The following is a 17052-nucleotide window of genomic DNA, read 5'->3' as shown; positions in this document are numbered from 1 at the left end:
CCCCTCTGCCTCTTTGCACCTCTGCCTCTTCCCATGCCCAATGCCCTATCTATTGTTCCCACTAAGCACTCAAAACTTCTCTAGCAACAACACAGTCAAGTTGAATTTGTGTTTTTAGGGCTTCAAGAGAAGGAAATTTTTGTTCAGGGCGCAAAAATTTAACTAGCTGCACAACCAGTTTTTTGCTATACAAATCACCCGACCAATCGAATAAATGTACTTCCGCAGATGAATAAGTACCGTTTACAGTTGGACGATTACCGATATTCATAACGCCCAAGTTTTCACTAGGAGCGGTATCTGATGTTTCATCGAGAGTGAAAACGCGGACAGCGTAGACTCCTTGGCGGGGCACAAACTTTTCTTTTGGTAGTTGGAGGTTAGCAGTGGGAAAGCCAATTGTTCTACCCAATTGTTGACCTTGAACGACATCACCAAAGAGGGTGTAGGGGCGTCCTAGTAATAGATTTGCGTTTTCGATGTCTCCCTGCTCAAGGGTTTGGCGGATTAATGAAGTGCTAATGCGGGCATCTTGAGTCGGAGTAGTACTGATGCAACTGGTTTGGGTGGACGAATCACCTGTATAAGTTTGTAAAGGAACGATGGTAACGGGAATATTGTGCTTGGCGGCAAGTAATTGCAAATCTTGAGCAGTACCACTGCGCTTTTCGCCAAAACAAAAATCCTGCCCGATGCTAATTCGCTGGCATCGCAGTTGTTGCACGAGAATTTTTTCGACAAATTCTTCAGGGGTCAACGCAGACAATTCTTTATCGAAGGGTAGTAGTACCAGTTGTTCTACCCCAAGCGATCGCAATTGTTGAACTTTTTCATCCAGTGGCGTTAACAAAGTCCGGGGTTGCCCCGTAAAGAACTCCTGTGGATGTGGGTCAAAGGTGACAACTGTTGAATAGGTATATTCTTGATTTGTCAGTTGATTTTCCTTTGACTGCGGACTACTAGCTACTGACAAATGACCACCAGCGTGCAAGACTGGTTGAATTACCCTTTGATGCCCAAGATGAACACCATCAAACTTGCCAAGGGCAACAGCAGTCGGCGTTAGCAGCCCTTCGCTCGAAAAAGCAACCCGCACAGAACACCCATTTATAGACAAATTTAGCACGTGGATTCTGAGATTTTAGGTTTATTTTAGCTATCAGCAGGAAGCTATCTTATGGTAAACCGCCTTAAGGAGGACATTCACTAACTGCCCATGAGGTCTTATGCTATCAGCCAGGGTGTTGATGCCATCCCTTTTAGCTATCAGCCAAAAGCCCAACTCAAGGGAAGTCACCCAAGATGGTTTCTTGTGCTGTTAGCTTGAGAGCTAATTGCTAAGTCCAGATAACCCCAAATACCAGAGCTAAAAAGGTTCTAGTTCCATGTTGAGACTTCAACGAGGTTTTACTGCGATCGTCAGCCGCAATCTTAGGGTATCAGTGGGTGTCTGGGCTGTGTTGGTGAATCTATAAAGTTTGTCCTCCTGTTGTCGCCCCAATCCTGTGGTCGGCGCTTTGACAACTCTGGGTAGCGCTGTCTCACCGTACAGCAAAAAGGGACGCTCTCGCGCTGAAAGCTTCTGATCACCAATCTAATCTAAAATCTCCAATTCCTCCGATCGCAATCTTTAGGTAGAAAACTTGCTAACAGGAAAAGATTCTGATAAGACTACTGAGGTCGGAACCTGAAGTACCAATCCTTCCCGTGCCATAATCGCACCAGGAAATTTTTCAGCGGCTTCTTTGCCTACACGATCCAAAAAATCGTCATCGTGCGCTGGGTCGTGATGGTAAATCACCAGAGTTTTGACGTTAGCAGCTTGTGCCACTTTTACCGCTTCTTGCCAGGTAGAATGTCCCCAGCCAATTTTCGGGGATTTTGGTGAGTAGTATTCCTCGTCTGTGTAGGTAGAATCGTAAACCAGAATGTCGGCATTACGAGCTAGCCACAGCACATTGTCATCGAGTCGATCGGGAAAATGTTCGGTATCAGTGATGTAAGTAGCAGCACCACCACGCCAGTTGACGCGGTATCCTACAGCTTCACCTGGATGGTTTAAAGGTGCTGTTTCTACGGTAAGGTCATCAATATGGATTGGTTGTCCCGGTCGAATGTCGTAGAAATTTAAATTGGCTTGCATAATCTGCAAGGGTACGGGAAAGTTCGGGTGCAACATCTGGTCATTGAGGCGCTGTTCTATGGTAGAACCATCAGGTGCGATCGCGCCGTAAATATGAAAGTCATTTCCCTTCACAAACCCTGGTGTAAAGAAGGGAAAACCTTGCATGTGATCCCAGTGAGAGTGGGTAAAAAATATGTGAGCTTCCAAAGGCATTTGGCGCAACAGAGATTGCCCCAAAACATGTAGTCCCGTGCCAGCATCGAAAACTAAGCGTTTATCGCCCGTTTGCATTGATATGCAAGGGGTATTACCGCCGTAACGAACAGTGTGTGGCCCTGGGCTGGGGATGCTGCCACGAACGCCCCAAAATTGTACGGTAAATTGATTCTCTATCCTAGACATGGGTGTTGCTTGCTGGACTGAGCGGGCGATAAATGAAAGAATTGTTACTTCCTTTGTCGAAGTTTATGCTGTCTCACCGATTTTGCTAGAGGAAGGATTTCTTGGTAAAACAGCATATCCTGTTTCTGGCTGATTGTGTAAATGTGAATGAAAGATGTCAGTTAGAATTTTTGAGGTTTTGGGGTGAATGTGTATCACTTATTTCAAGAGTGCCCCTACGTTATAGCCTACATTTTTCGTGATGTATTTGAATAACCCCATTTTTGTCCTGATAAACTAAATGATTCCAGGAAAATTGAATTCCCACTCCGATAATTTATCTAATCCAGTTGCGTAAGTAAGATTGTATTGTAACGGAGTAATACTGATGTAGTTTTTACGTACAACTTCCACATCTGTAGGTACATTTTGAGGCAGATTTAATCCGCTTGGGGGTTCCACATCCTCAATTACCTCTCCAGTTAACCAGTAGTACGTTTTTCCACGAGGATCGACTCGTTTGTTCAACACATCAATGTAATGCCGTAATCCTTGACGGGTGAGAGTAACTCCGGCAATTTCTTCCCATTTGACCGCAGGAATATTGACATTGAGTAACATTAAATCTGGCAGCGGTTTTTGGGCTAACTGGTCTACGAGAACTGTGGCAAACTTAGCAGCAACTTGAAAGTCTTTAGATGTGTGACTCATCAGACTCAGCGCTACGCTGGGAATGCCTTCAATTAGACCTTCCATTGCCGCAGAAACAGTGCCAGAATACAGAATTTCAGTTCCCAAATTCGCACCTTGATTAATACCAGAGAGAACCAAATCTGGGGGAGTTTTTAATAAAGCCCACAGCGCCAATTTGACACAATCTGAAGGCGTACCATCACAAGCCCAAGCTTTGACAGCAGGATGAAAAATCTCTTCGACAATTTCAGCGCGAATGGGTTGGTGTAAAGTTAACCCGTGTCCAGTTGCCGATCGCTCTCGATCTGGGCAAACTACACTCACATCATGACCAGCCTCTGCCAAATAGTTGGCTAGGGTACGAATCCCTAAGGCAGAAACGCCATCATCGTTGCTAATTAGTAATTTCATGGTCATTAGTTATTGGTCATTGGTCATTAGTTATTAGTTATTTGTTATTAGCCATTTGTCAATGTCTAAGGTCACAAGCAGTAAAAAAACATTTATACTCACTAGATACTGTGGCGGAACTTTACCTACCTTTAAGACAAGTTGCTCAATCCCCAAGTCTGGTTAAGTGAGATATTAGCTGGATTTACGAGCCAGCTGTACTAGCTCAATCGTCTATAACTGATAAACAGAGGTTTGGTTTTGACCTTTACCTTTAGCTGATGTTAATAGCATAGCTATAAGTTTATTTATCGAGCAGTTCACAGCTTTTGACTATAGACTAATGACTAATGACCAATGACTAATAACTAATGACTAGCAATTTAGAAGCTCAACTTTTAGCACTGCGACAGTCAGGAGAAAAAGCGATCGCAGCCGCCGACACCCTAGAACATCTGGAAGAACTCAGAGTTAACTATCTGGGTAAAAAAGGGGAACTGGGGGCGCTGTTGCGAAGTATGGGGCAGATGAGTGCAGAGGAACGTCCAAAAATTGGAGCGATCGCCAATACAGTCAAAGAATCCCTGCAAACTAGTCTAGACCAGCAACGCGCCGCCTTAGAAGCCGCGCAAATTCAAGCTTTGCTAGAGGCGGAAACTCTGGATGTAACTATGCCCGGAATTTACCGCCCCCAAGGTCGCATTCATCCCCTCAACGGTATTATCGACCGGGCGCTGGATATCTTTGTTGGTATGGGCTACACCGTGGCTCAAGGCCCAGAGATGGAAACAGATTACTATAATTTCGAGGCTCTCAACACCCCGCCTGACCACCCCGCCCGTGATATGCAGGATACCTTCTACCTGCCAGATGGGAATCTTTTACGGACTCATACTTCGTCAGTGCAAATTCGTTACATGGAAAGAGAAGAACCACCGATTCGGGTTGTGGCTCCTGGGCGAGTTTATCGGCGAGATAATGTAGACGCGACTCACTCGGCTGTTTTCCATCAAATAGAACTTTTAGCCATTGATGAGAGACTAACTTTTACAGACCTCAAGGGTACAATTAAAGTATTTTTACAAGCAATATTTGGCGATTTACCAATTCGTTTCCGCGCCAGTTATTTTCCGTTTACTGAACCTTCGGCTGAGGTAGATTTACAGTGGAATGGGCGCTGGTTAGAGGTGATGGGTTGCGGTATGGTCGATCCAAATGTGCTTAAGTCTGTGGGTTATGACCCAGAAGTTTATACAGGGTTTGCTGCTGGTTTTGGTGTAGAACGCTTTGCAATGGTATTACATCAAATCGATGATATTCGTCGCTTGTATGCTAGTGATTTGCGGTTTTTGCAACAATTTTAGGGAAGCGAACGCTGTAAACAATCAGGCGTTTACTATATCTTTTGCAAAAGTCAATTGGATGAAAATGGAACCACAGATAAATACCCATGAATTATCTGTGGTTTTAAATAATAAATTGGGATTGATGAATTTGATAAACTATCAGTACGTAACTTCTGTTGACGTAATATGACTGCGCTCGTTGTTAAATATCTAACGCTTGAGGAATATTTAAAGTATGACGATCGCACGGATAGCCAGTATGAACTGGTAGCAGGTGAGTTAGTTTCCATGCCACCTGAAAGCCCAAAAAATGTCCAGATATCTCTATTTTTGCTGATAAATTTCCTCAAGTTTGTTCCAGTTAATCGGTTAAGTAACAAAGTTGAAATTGTTGTTGCTGGTTCTCGTGCAACAACTCGCATTCCTGACTTAGTTGTACTGACGAATGAACTTGCAACAGCCTTAGAAGGTGCAACGCGATCTACAATTATCCTGGATATGCCACCTCCAGCATTAGTTGTCGAAGTTGTTTCTCCTGGAAAAGCTAACGAAGATCGGGATTATCGCTACAAACGTTCCGAGTATGCAGCCAGAGGAATTGCTGAATATTGGATTGTTGATCCACAAATGAACACAGTCACCGTACTGATATTAGTTGACGGGTTTTATGAAGAAACCAGATTTGCAGGAAATACTGCGATCGCATCTATTATTTTCCCAGAGTTACAGCTAACAACAGAGCAAGTACTCAACGCTGGAGAAAGCAATGCTAGTGATGCCATTTCATAGTTTGAATTGAAAATACAGATAGAAAAAAAGCCAACTTATGAAGGTACAACATCCCCTATTTTCACAAGTTGCCTTAGGGCAGGACTTACCAGAATACAACCTGAAACACGGCAGTGTTGCAACAATTGTGGAACATTATCCCATGCCTGAAGGGGAAGAGGACGGGTATAGTCTGGAAGGGTTTGATCTTCCCCATGTAACCATCGAAGTAGCAGCATCTCAAATTATCCCCATTGCCTTAGATAGTTACCAGGACTAGAGCGTATTTTCAAATTCCAAATTATATTAACTGTAGGTTGGGTTTTGTTCCTCAAATTAACCTAAATTTCTGGTTAAAGTCTTCATATTTTTATATATAGTAGGAGTAAATACTATGAGTCTTCAAGAAGAAATTGACAAAATGAGACAAGAGATCCGAGCCGATGACTATTCAATGTCTATTGGTGAATGGATAAGCTTGTATGAAAATAAAGAAATCGATATCCATCCTGAGTTTCAAAGATTTTTTCGCTGGTCAACTAGCCAAAAAACAAGCTTAATAGAATCTATTTTACTTGGTATACCTATTCCCCCAATTTTTGTTTCTCAACGTGAGGATGGAGTTTGGGATGTTGTAGATGGTCTTCAAAGACTGTCTACAATATATGAATTTGTTGGAAAACTAAACGATGAAAATCAAAAACCTCTTGAACCATTGGTTCTTGAAAAAACTAAATATTTGCCTAATCTAGAAGGTAAAAAATGGGAAGATCCCTATGATATAGAAAATTCTTTAACACAAGCTCAACGTTTATTAATCAAAAGAGCCAAAATTGATGCAACTATTCTTCTAAAAGAAAGTGACGAAATTGCAAAGTATGAGTTATTTCAACGATTAAATACTGGCGGTTCAATAGCTACTCCACAAGAAGTTAGAAACTGTATCTTAGTAATGTTTAATAGAGATATGTTTCATTGGATGAAAAGTTTGAGCCAAAATGAAATGTTTAGAGAGTGTATAGCTCTAAGTGAACGACCAATTGAAGAACAATATGATATGGAGTTACTACTGAGGTTTCTGGTATTTCGTACTATCGAAGAAAAAGATATGAGGAAAATAGGTAATGACTTGAGTGGTTTTTTGACTGATAAAATGGTAGAAATGGCTAAAAACGAAAATTATAATTATACTGAGGAAGAATCTGCATTCAACAAAACATTTGAAATATTGTATGAACAAATGGGAAGTGATAGTTTTCGGAGATACTCTCCTACTAAAGATAAGTTTTTAGGAGGGTTTTTAGTTTCTGCTTATGAAGTAATTGCTTTAGGAATTGGTTATAACTACGAAAATTTATCTCACCTATGTCTTGATGTAAAAGAAAGAGTAAAGAAAATCTGGGTAAGTCCTGAATATACAAATTGGTCAGGTTCAGGTACTACTGCACAGCGAAGAGTTCCAAAACTAGTTCCCTTTGGGCGTGAAATGTTCCGAGAATGAAAATACGTACTTTAGAGCAACTTAGTGATAAGTTAGCAGAAGAACTTGCATGGCGAAAAAAAGAACTCTCTGCATTGAAAGCCCTAATTGATGGAAAATCATTTTCGTCAGGAAAACAAAAGGCATTGCTTCGTAGTGGAATTACTATGCTGTATGCTCATTGGGAAGGATTTATTAAAGTAGCAGCAAATAGTTATTTAGAATTTGTTGCTATGCAGAGTTTACCTTACAACCAACTTTCTAATAATTTTATAGCTTTAGCATTGAAAGATAAATTAGATCGAGCAAGGGAAACAAATAAAGCAACTATATATAATGAGATAGCTGATTTTTTTGTGACAAAGCTTAACGAACGAAGCATAATTAAATATGAAAATAGAATTGCTACATCTAATTTATCATCATCAGTCTTTAAGGAAATAGTATGTCTACTTGGTCTAAATTACAGTTTTTATGAATCAAAAGAGGTTTTAATAGATAAAAAATTGCTGGAAAAAAGGAATATGATTGCTTATGGTAACTATCTAGACATAGATGAACAACAGTATGATGAATTACACAGCCAAGTAATACACATAATGGATCATTTCCGCAATCAAATAGATAACTGTGCAGCCACAAAACAATATTATTGCCAAAGTACATCTTGAAAGTAAAGTATAACATTGTGTTTACTATTTTTTCAAATATGAGCTAAGACGTAAGAAGATATATATTACAAGTTATACCAATTTGAAAAAAGAACAAATAGACCATCTGAAGAGATACGATTCATCACATATTTTGCCAAGAATGTGTTGCAATCCTTAATTGAGTTGGTATTAATTTATTGTCTATTTTTGAAATAAAATAAATTAAATTCTCTTATAATATCCTAAGCTTTATGAAGGTATAATTGTGTTTAAATTAAGGCTTTTAGGTGGTTAGAGAAACATACTAACCACCCTTTTGAAACTTTTTTATTTAACTATTCCTGAGTGACCAGGGATATCTGCCAAAGGTTCAAATCTACCACCTATGTATTTGGCGAGAAACTCTTCTGCAATCGCAAAAAAGTGCAAGCGATTTTCTGATCTGGCAAAACCATGTCCTTCATCACTGTAAAGTACATATTGCACTGGTAAACCAGCTTGTTGCATTGCGTTGACAATTTGATCGCTTTCTGATTGTTTCACCCGTGGATCGTTTGCACCTTGACCGATGAGTAAAGGTTTTTGAATTCGGTCAGCGAAAAATAAAGGCGATCGCGATTTGAGAAACTCCTCTTCTGTCTTCAAGTTGCCAATGCGATGATAAATCATTGCTTTGATCGGTTCCCAATAGGGCGGTATAGTTTCTATCAGGGTAATCAGGTTACTCGGCCCGACAATATCCACGCCAGCAGCAAAGATTTCGGGTGTAAAAGTCAACCCTGCTAGGGTGGCGTAACCTCCATAAGAACCGCCCATAATCGCAATATTTTGCGGATCAGAAATGCCTTTTTCTATCAGCCAATTCACGCTGTCAATCAAGTCATCATGCATTGTGCCACCCCATTCCCGATTTCCAGCATTCAAAAATGCTTTACCATAGCCTGTGGAACCGCGAAAGTTGACTTGCAACACGGTATAACCCCGGTTAGCTAGCCATTGCGTTGTGGGAGAAAAACCCCAAGTATCCCGCGCCCAAGGGCCGCCATGAACCAGCAGGACTGTTGGGAGATTCTGCGTCGGTATTCCTACAGGAGTTGTCAGGTAACTGTGGATAGTTAAACCATCCCGCGCTTCGTAGGAAATCGGTTGCATTGAAGCTAACTGCAACGCTTCCAGTTTGGGTTGGTTGCTAAAAAGGAAAGTGCTAGTTTTAGACTCTCGGTTGTAGGCATAGTAATAAACTGGGCCATTGTCAGTTCTATAAGCTATCAACCAAGTTTTATCTTCCAAGTCGCGGCTAATTATAGAGAATTCTCCAAGACGCACCTTGGCGATTTCCTCAAAATCTGCGGCGATACTGCGATCGATTACCTGCCATTCTTGTTTATCTTTGTAGAAAGAAACTGCTTGAATAACTCGCGTCAGTGGATGAATAATTATTCCCACGACATCATACTGCTCATCTTCAGCAATCACAGTTTCTTGACGGGTTTCTAAATCAATAGCTAGCAGACGTTTGGCGTTAGCATCATGATTCCCTTGAATATAAAGGGTTTTGCCATCATCTGAGAAACTTACAGAATTTCCTTCCTCCTCCGCCCCCCAATGGCGAATAATTTCCCACTGTTTATCGGGTTTGTGCAACAATAAATCGTAACCACCATCGGGTGTACTAGCTGTTGCTGCACGTATTTGTAACTGGGCGTTAGATGTCCAACTGATAATGTTACCTGGGTTATCAGTGTCGAACTCAACTGCACCATTTTTGAGGTTAATGCGGTAAACGTCAAATTTTTGAGGATTGTTCAAGTTCAACGCTACCAGCGCTTCATCTGGAAATTTTGGTTCTAGTTCTACAAGTTCGGCTTTTACACCCTGGAATGGCGTTAAGTCACGCACAATCTGGGAGTGAATATTAACTAAGTGGAGGTGAAAGTTCTCGTCGCCATCCGAGTCTTGCATATAAATCAACTGGTCGGCGTTATAAGTCCAGAAGAAAATGCGGATACCACGTTTTTTGTCAGCAGTTAGTATTTTGTCGTCTTCTTGTCCTATAGTTCGCAACCATACCTGTAAGACATTTTTCTGATCAGGGGCGATATATGCCAAGTACTTGCCATCAGGGGAGAGTTGTGGGCTAGTTTTTTCAGGATTCCCAAACAGGATTTCGCGCGGAATCAACGGTGGTAGGGAGGGTGCTTGAGCAGATGACATATTTTTATCCTCTACTTGACCTCTTTATTGTTACTTAGTGGTGAAAATGACAATTCATCCAATAGGATGAACCTAGCTGGAAATGAGTTAAGGAAATTTATCTGTTGAGGCAGGCTGTTTTTGATCTGCGGGAGTTGAAGAAGTAAAACACAAGAATTTATTGCTTTAATTTAGAGAATTGGTATTAAAATCAGCGATAAGCAAAACTTGTGAATGAGTCTTTTATAATCGCTGAAATGCTTGCTATATATTTTTTTAGGAGTTTAGCTCTCCCTTTTTTAGAGGTTGTGAGAGATCCAGGTTTGCTTGCTTTACGCTTTGGAGCCAGAAACAGTAATGTCTGCGATGGCGTAACCGCCCACCGTAGGTGAGCGCAGGTTTCTTGGTTTACAAACGTTATACCAATCTGTAATAGCCTTCAAGAAGAGGGACAACTCAGACATTAATAGTACACAAACAAAATATTTTTACGTAAATTTATTGGTAAATAATATGAAGAATATACAAAAATGTATCTTGAAGCAAAAATATCTAAGTAAATACGGTAGTATATGGTCAGTGTTGGGTTATTAAAATATTCTCTATTTAAAAGCTAGACATCTATGCAGAATTGCCCTCAAGAGAGTATAAAAATCTCTTTGCCGATCATCAGTTGATTATTTTCTCTTCTAGCAGTACTTAGACGCTGGCAATAAACTAAATATCAAGTGTAAGTTTTAGGCATTCAATTGTCAGATTTTTTGATGCTTGTTCACTGATTTATACTGAACAAAGATGATTAATTTAGTCTAAAATAACCGATTATCGTTAATTCATACCCTGATTAATTTGTACAGCGCTTAAGGCTTAGATAGTTTGAGATGATTAGAAAAGTGTTACGTCAAAGCTATTCAAAGGCTGAATCTTCGAGAAATATTCTCCTCCTCAAGAATGACGGATAAAGTATGCCGAAAACATCAAATTTCGGTGAGTTTTTGTGCCCGAAAACAGCACAAACAGCAGTTTGAGAACTGAAAGTTACTGAAAAAAATAATTTACGTAGGTAAAAATTATGGCAAATATCATTGGAACTAACGGTAATGATACCCTAATAGGCAGTGACTTTGACGATACGATTAACGGTAAAGCTGGTGACGATATCATCAGAGATTCCTATGGAAACGACACTTTGACTGGTGGAGGCGGCAAGGATGAATTTTTTTACAGCTTGTATGACGGCAATTGTATCATCACCGATTTTGGTGGTATAGGTAAAGGCATAAATCCCTCGACAGCAGTCATTGCGGAAGTGGATACCCTAAAATTCCAAGGTGCTGGCTTCACTGCTCAAAATTTGCTGCTGACCCAGAATGGCAACAATCTGGAAATCAACTTTGAAGGAGCGATCGATTATTCTTATGGAGTATTTGCTGGTCCCTTAGTCATCCTGCAAAACTTTGCGCTGGAAAATCTGGATAACCTCAGTAAATCTACAGGAGCCACTGTAAACTTGGGCAATTTCCTGTTTGATGGGCAGACTAGCATCACAGACAGCTTTGATGTTTTCAATGCCAACTCCACTCAAAGCACTATCTTCAATAAAAACACAGTCACCTTCCTTAACGACCTGAACAATAATGTTAACGGCTTTGACAACTCAAATGATGTTATCAATGCTCAGGGGGGCGATGACATCATTGACGGCTTGAGTGGCAACGACATTTTGAGAGGTGGTGCGGGGAATGATACTCTCCTTGGTGGTGCGGGGAATGACACCCTCAAGGGTGATATGGGCAATAACTCCCTGGTTGGTGGTATTGGTAACGATTACTTGAATATTGTTGAAAATTCTACGGGCAGTGTTGAATTTTCAACAGGCAATAACATCCTTAACGGTGGCACTGGTGACGATACCTTGAATGCTGGAGCTTCAAAAGGCAACAACTTACTTTTTGGGGGCGATGGGAATGATTCTCTTTACGCCTCTGATATTACTGATAACACCGGATACAGGTTTTTTAACTCTTCAGGCGATAACACCCTTAACGGTGGCACTGGTGAAGACACCTTGAATGCTCAGGGTTCAGAAGGCAATAACTTACTCTCTGGGGGCGATGGCGACGATTTTCTCACCACCTCTGGTTCTTATGTATATAGACTGTATAGTTTTATCTCCTCAGGCAATAACACTCTCAATGGTGGCACTGGTAACGATAAATTGTATGCTGACTTTTCATCAGGCAATAACCTACTCTCTGGTGGTGATGGCAATGATATTTTGTCCAGCACCGATAATGCTAACTACTATTATGATATGCTCTCCTCAGGCGATAATACGCTCAATGGGGGCGCTGGTGACGATAAATTGTATGCTGATAACATTTCAATAGGCAATGATTTCCTCTTTGGGGACGATGGCAATGATTCCTTCTATCTAAGTCTCATATCCCCAGATAATGCTCCCTCTAATTTAGTGACTCAAACCGTAGATGGGGATAAGGGTAACGATTTGTTGAGAGTCGATTACACATTCGCTACAGGGGGTATCACTTCGACATTCAATGCTACTAGTAACACTGGCTCAATTACCGCAGGCAGATATCGGGTTAATTACAAGAATATCGAAGGATTAGATATCTCAGGTACAGCCTACGATGACAAGATTGTGGGGAGCAATGACAATGATACCCTCACAGGTGGCAATGGCAATGATACCCTTTATGGAGGGGCTGGTACTGATACCTTTGCTTTCTATAGTTACAACCAAGGTGTTGATAGTCTTTATGACTTCAACGTTACTAATGAGTTGATTCAGGTATGGACTTATGGTTTTGGCGGCGGTGAGTTATCAATAGGTTCACTTAAGCCAAGTCAGTTTACAATCGGAACATCTGCAACCACTAGCAAAGAGCGATTTATCTACAACAGCGCTACAGGTGCATTGTTCTTTGACCAAGATGGTAGTGCATCTGGGTTTACTCAGGTAAAATTTGCACAACTATCAGCAGGGTTGTCATTAACTAACAACAATTTTGTGGTTTTTGAATAGATTTGATAGGTTCATAGTTGGCGCTTTAATGAAGACAGCGCCAACTACAAACAATTGTTAACCCAAGCGGATTGGGGACTAGTCCTTGGCGTGAACTATTGACGGCAATTGTCGCAATGTCCGCAACGCAAGTTAGCTGCTTCTTTATCAAAACCAAAGGCATTTAATAAAAACTGCCAACGACACTGCTTGGTAGTCAGATATTGCTGTATCTGTTTAGCAGCGTGTAATTGCGTTGATGGCTGGTTTCCGGCTTTTTGTCTAATGGTGTAATGAAAAGGATCGAGCCAGTTTAGCTGACCGTTGCTGTGGAGTAAAGCTAAAGCCATTGCACCTTCGGGAAATTGTCGGGTTACTGCATTTACTTCTCCCTGTTTTGGTAATTTTTTCACAAGTTGCTGCGCTATTTGTTGTTGCGATCGCATTTGCTCTTGAAAAAATTCCTGTCTTTGCTTATCCCCTGAATCTAACCATCCCGTAGGTTCACTCACTAATGTTAACGCCTCTGCCGATTTTCCATCTCTTCCAGCCCGGCCAATTTCTTGCACATATTCAGATAACAAATGTGGCGCGTGAAAATGGGCAACCCAGCGAACATCTGATTTATTAATCCCCATGCCAAACGCACAGGTACAAACCACAAATGGTATTTTACCACTTAACCAGCTTGCTTCTACTTCACGGCGTTCAGTTGCACCCAATCCCGCATGATAGCTAGCTGTAGCATAACCCATCTCTGCTAACCATTGGGCTAAATCTTCACTATCTTTCCGAGTACGAACGTAAACTAACCCCGATTGTTGCGGTCTATTTTGAATAAACTTTAATAATTGTTGTTTCCTACCTCGTGGTGTCCAAGCGATGCGAATGCTAGGATGCAAATTCGGACGGTAAGGATTCAAGCGGAAAATCTCTGGTTGCTGTAATTGTAAAACTGTTTGAATAATTTTTTGGGCTAAAGGGTCAGCAGTAGCGGTAAAAGCGGCGATACTGATTTTTGCTCCTGGTGGTTTTGATTTGAGCAATGCCGGACGCACCGCCCCTAATCTGCGATAAGCTGGGCGAAAAGTATCACCCCACTGCACTAAACAATGGGCTTCATCCAAAATTAAGCCATTAATTTGTAATTGCGGCTGACATAATTTTTCCCAAACTGGCGCACTGAGCAAAGTTTCGGGTGATAAATAAAGCAATCTTAGCTGTTGACCTTCTAAAGCTTGCAGAGTTGCACGGCGTTGAGATGAAGATAATTCACTATGCAAAAGTGCTGCTTTTTGGTGGCTTTCTCGTAGTTCCTGAACTTGATTTTCCATTAACGCCACCAAAGGCGAAACTACCAAAGTTAATCCTGTTTGTAGCAGTGCGGGAAGTTGAAAACAAATCGACTTCCCACCACCTGTGGGCATAATAATCAGCGCATCTTTTTGTGCCAATAAACTGCTAACAATTTCTCCTTGTGGTGGACGGAAATCTTCATAACCCCAGATTTGTTGAAAAGCAGCACGGACTTCTTGCCAAGATTTGGTTGTAGACTGATTCATAATTAATGATAGATGCACCCATATCCTTGAATGCTGAATATAGCCTTTGTTATCCAGCTAATGGTTCAGTAATTTCATCATTTGACACTACAAATCACTGACCCCAAGAATGAATTATAATTTTTTAACCTATTAAATAAAAGATGTAGAAAGATGAATGAAGAATTAAAACATCGATTTTATATCAACACCGATAAATCTAAATTAGATATTCAAATGCTTCATGAGTTTTTACAAAATTCTTATTGGGCTGAAAACATCTCATTAGCCACTGTAGAAAAGTCAATAAACAATGTTGCAGAAAGTCATCTCAGACTTTGAGCAGGTGTTGACAACTATACAAAAATACAAAGATAAATTCACAGAGACGGACATCAGGCTGATACGTCGCCCTCTCAATGCCCTGAAAGCAGAAAAAGAAACTCGCCTCTTTGATAGAGTTCTGGAATCGCTATTTAAGCATAAATTACTTTTGGGAATTGCCGCCTACGTTATTTTATTGCCTTCTATTTGGTTAATTCTCTTGCGGATAGCCCCTTTATGGTTGTTGAAAATTAACAACGCCCTCAAACCTTACACAGATTTTTCTCTCCCATTTATCAGCGTTAATGTACCTCTGCGATATGTGCTATTTGTTGGGTGGTTTCATTACCATCCCAGAGTATTAAATGCATGGGTAGCTAAATATATTAAAGCAGCCCGTGAACAATTTCCCAAAAAGGATACAGTTAACAGTCGCGTCTGTTACATTCCCATTCCCGTTGTTCTGGATGGTACAACAGTTCCGCAACTGATGAATGAGAATTTGCGCTCAACTTTCGAGAAACAGCGTAGCTGCCTAGTAATTGGTGGGGAAGGGGGTGTAGGTAAAACCAGTTTAGCGTGTCGAATAGCGGGGTGGGCAATGGCTGAAACTGAAGACCAACGACTCTGCAAACATTTGATGTTACCTGTGCTGTTAGAAGAAGAATTTCGGGTAACTGAAGGTAAGTCGACACTTTTAGAAGCCATCAGAGGACAGTTACAAGCTTTAATTGATGAGCCAGAGCCAATTTGTCAAGAATTACTATTACGTTTGTTAAGAAAGAAACGCATTTTAGTAATTGTAGACCGATTCTCAGAAATGAATGCGACTACACGAGAAGCAATTGAGCCGGAGTCGCCAGAGTTTCCGGTGAATGCATTGGTGATTACTTCCCGAATTGAGGAAAAGCTGGGGCGGGTTAATAAGACAATAATTAAACCTTTGCGGATTGAAGCTAATAAACTATCGTCCTTTATGGAAGCTTATCTCATGCAGCGAGGTAAACGCGATCGCTTTACTGACCAGGAATTTTTTGACGCTTGTAATCGTCTTTCTTTGATGGTCGGTCAAAATAATATCACTGTCTTGCTGGCTAAACTCTATGCTGAACAGTTAATCGCCAGTAAAGATGTTACATCTAATATTTCTGCGTTGCCAGAGAATATTCCGAATTTGATGCTGGGTTATATCAATGAACTCAATCGCGATGTTACAGACAATCAATTTGATGACCGCACTGTTCATCAAATTGCCAAAACCATCGCCTGGGAATGCTTGCAGCAAAGTTATCAACCAGGAACCGCCAAGCGTGTAAATGCAGTTGCGGCATTAGCAGCTTTGGGTATTGATGACCCCGAAGCACACCTCAATTATTTGGAAAAGCGCCTACACCTAATTCAAACTATCGGTTCTGCCAAAGATAGAATTCGTTTTTGTCTTGACCCTTTAGCTGAGTATCTGGCAGGTTGGTATTTAATCGAATTGTATGGCAATAACGATGGTAAATGGCGATCGCATTTTTTCAAAAGAGCAGATGATTTAGTCAAAACAGGCGCACCAGATGCCATCAAAGGCTTATTGTTGGCGGTGCGAGATTGCTATTTGTCTGAGGTTCAAGGTAGCAAAGAAACCGACTTCGTACCCCAGAAGTTGGGTAATCTGGCTGGGTTTACACTTCCAGTCACAGCAGTTAGTACTGTGCAAACAGTAATACCATGATTAATTGCCAGCTTGTGATTCTGCCTGTAATTGCTGCAACAGTGGTTTGATTTTCAGTTGGTGGTTGACCCCGACCCCTGGCGATCGCTCATCGACAGTCTAGACAATTTCTCTGATGATTTCATGACTAATTGCAATCGGCTACTCATCGACACCAGAAAGAGTTTGTAAATGCGATACCTGCCTGATACCAATATCTGCATTTACATTTAGGCGATATTTAACGAACTGATAACTGTTAAATCACCTCCACCATCGTGCCACATCTACAATAGCGCGGGCAATTTCTGCGGTTGCTGCTTTGCCACCTAATGCAAAGATATAGCAGTCGCCATCTTAGTTAGGACGTAGAATATATAGAGAAGTGATTGATTTCTGCATTCGTATGGCAAACCCTTACAGTTATGATC

The 17052-nt window shown here is 41.0% G+C and carries 15 protein-coding genes; 8 read left to right on the top strand and 7 right to left on the bottom strand.

Translation table 11 applies throughout. From position 1 onward, the window contains the following. Positions 1 to 61 precede the first annotated feature (61 nt). The 3 genes from V7K89_RS19905 to V7K89_RS19895 form a co-directional block, all read right to left on the bottom strand. Positions 62 to 1126, bottom strand: coding sequence for a bifunctional riboflavin kinase/FAD synthetase (locus V7K89_RS19905; RefSeq protein WP_335190093.1), 1065 nt, complete (start codon positions 1124 to 1126; stop codon positions 62 to 64). A gap of 270 nt (positions 1127 to 1396) precedes the next feature. Beyond that, the gene (locus tag V7K89_RS19900) at positions 1397 to 1555 is read right to left on the bottom strand and encodes a hypothetical protein (RefSeq protein WP_335190091.1); all 159 of its coding nucleotides are present in this window, start codon (positions 1553 to 1555) and stop codon (positions 1397 to 1399) included. A gap of 75 nt (positions 1556 to 1630) precedes the next feature. Then, positions 1631 to 2527, bottom strand: coding sequence for an MBL fold metallo-hydrolase (locus tag V7K89_RS19895; protein ID WP_335190089.1), 897 nt, complete (start codon positions 2525 to 2527; stop codon positions 1631 to 1633). On the opposite strand from V7K89_RS19895, the gene V7K89_RS19890 reads away from it, so the two are divergent. After that, positions 2526 to 2660 (top strand): hypothetical protein, encoded by a 135-nt coding sequence (locus V7K89_RS19890; protein ID WP_335190087.1) that lies wholly within the window; start codon positions 2526 to 2528, stop codon positions 2658 to 2660. The genes V7K89_RS19895 and V7K89_RS19890 overlap by 2 nt on opposite strands. A gap of 143 nt (positions 2661 to 2803) precedes the next feature. On the opposite strand, the gene surE is transcribed toward V7K89_RS19890, so the two are convergent. Beyond that, positions 2804 to 3610: a 5'/3'-nucleotidase SurE gene (gene surE / locus V7K89_RS19885; protein WP_335190124.1), complete on the bottom strand. Its 807-nt coding sequence runs from the start codon at positions 3608 to 3610 to the stop codon at positions 2804 to 2806. A gap of 350 nt (positions 3611 to 3960) precedes the next feature. Here surE and pheS point away from each other — a divergent pair, with 350 nt between their 5' ends. From pheS to V7K89_RS19860, 5 genes are all read left to right on the top strand, one after another. Then, positions 3961 to 4953 carry a phenylalanine--tRNA ligase subunit alpha gene (gene pheS / locus V7K89_RS19880; protein WP_335190085.1) on the top strand — a complete coding sequence of 331 codons (993 nt, stop codon included), beginning with the start codon at positions 3961 to 3963 and terminating at the stop codon, positions 4951 to 4953. A 168-nt stretch (positions 4954 to 5121) separates the two neighbouring features. Beyond that, positions 5122 to 5724 carry a Uma2 family endonuclease gene (locus V7K89_RS19875; RefSeq protein ID WP_335190083.1) on the top strand — a complete coding sequence of 201 codons (603 nt, stop codon included), beginning with the start codon at positions 5122 to 5124 and terminating at the stop codon, positions 5722 to 5724. 37 nt (positions 5725 to 5761) lie between these two features. Next, the gene (locus V7K89_RS19870; RefSeq protein WP_335190081.1) at positions 5762 to 5983 is read left to right on the top strand and encodes a DUF4926 domain-containing protein; all 222 of its coding nucleotides are present in this window, start codon (positions 5762 to 5764) and stop codon (positions 5981 to 5983) included. 114 nt (positions 5984 to 6097) lie between these two features. Continuing rightward, a complete protein-coding gene (locus V7K89_RS19865; protein ID WP_335190079.1) occupies positions 6098 to 7204 on the top strand; it encodes a DUF262 domain-containing protein in 1107 nt (368 codons plus the stop codon). Then, positions 7201 to 7854, top strand: coding sequence for an MAE_28990/MAE_18760 family HEPN-like nuclease (locus tag V7K89_RS19860; protein WP_335190077.1), 654 nt, complete (start codon positions 7201 to 7203; stop codon positions 7852 to 7854). The genes V7K89_RS19865 and V7K89_RS19860 overlap by 4 nt, the downstream gene beginning before the upstream one ends. A 309-nt stretch (positions 7855 to 8163) precedes the next feature. Here the strand turns inward: V7K89_RS19860 and V7K89_RS19855 are convergent, their stop codons facing one another. Both V7K89_RS19855 and V7K89_RS19850 read right to left on the bottom strand, forming a co-directional pair. Further along, a complete protein-coding gene (locus tag V7K89_RS19855) occupies positions 8164 to 10050 on the bottom strand; it encodes a S9 family peptidase (RefSeq protein ID WP_335190075.1) in 1887 nt (628 codons plus the stop codon). 311 nt (positions 10051 to 10361) lie between these two features. Then, a complete protein-coding gene (locus V7K89_RS19850; RefSeq protein ID WP_335190073.1) occupies positions 10362 to 10493 on the bottom strand; it encodes a hypothetical protein in 132 nt (43 codons plus the stop codon). A 608-nt stretch (positions 10494 to 11101) separates the two neighbouring features. Here V7K89_RS19850 and V7K89_RS19845 point away from each other — a divergent pair. Beyond that, positions 11102 to 13078 carry a calcium-binding protein gene (locus V7K89_RS19845; protein WP_335190071.1) on the top strand — a complete coding sequence of 659 codons (1977 nt, stop codon included), beginning with the start codon at positions 11102 to 11104 and terminating at the stop codon, positions 13076 to 13078. Positions 13079 to 13173: 95 nt separating this feature from the next. Here the strand turns inward: V7K89_RS19845 and V7K89_RS19840 are convergent, their stop codons facing one another. Further along, positions 13174 to 14619, bottom strand: coding sequence for a RecQ family ATP-dependent DNA helicase (locus V7K89_RS19840; RefSeq protein WP_335190069.1), 1446 nt, complete (start codon positions 14617 to 14619; stop codon positions 13174 to 13176). Between the two features lie 292 nt (positions 14620 to 14911). On the opposite strand from V7K89_RS19840, the gene V7K89_RS19835 reads away from it, so the two are divergent. Further along, positions 14912 to 16642: an NACHT domain-containing protein gene (locus V7K89_RS19835; protein ID WP_335190067.1), complete on the top strand. Its 1731-nt coding sequence runs from the start codon at positions 14912 to 14914 to the stop codon at positions 16640 to 16642. Positions 16643 to 17052: the final 410 nt, after the last annotated feature.

The organism is Nostoc sp. (genome assembly GCF_036917515.1).
Classification (GTDB): domain Bacteria; phylum Cyanobacteriota; class Cyanobacteriia; order Cyanobacteriales; family Nostocaceae; genus Nostoc.
This window is presented reverse-complemented; position numbering and strand designations above follow the sequence as displayed.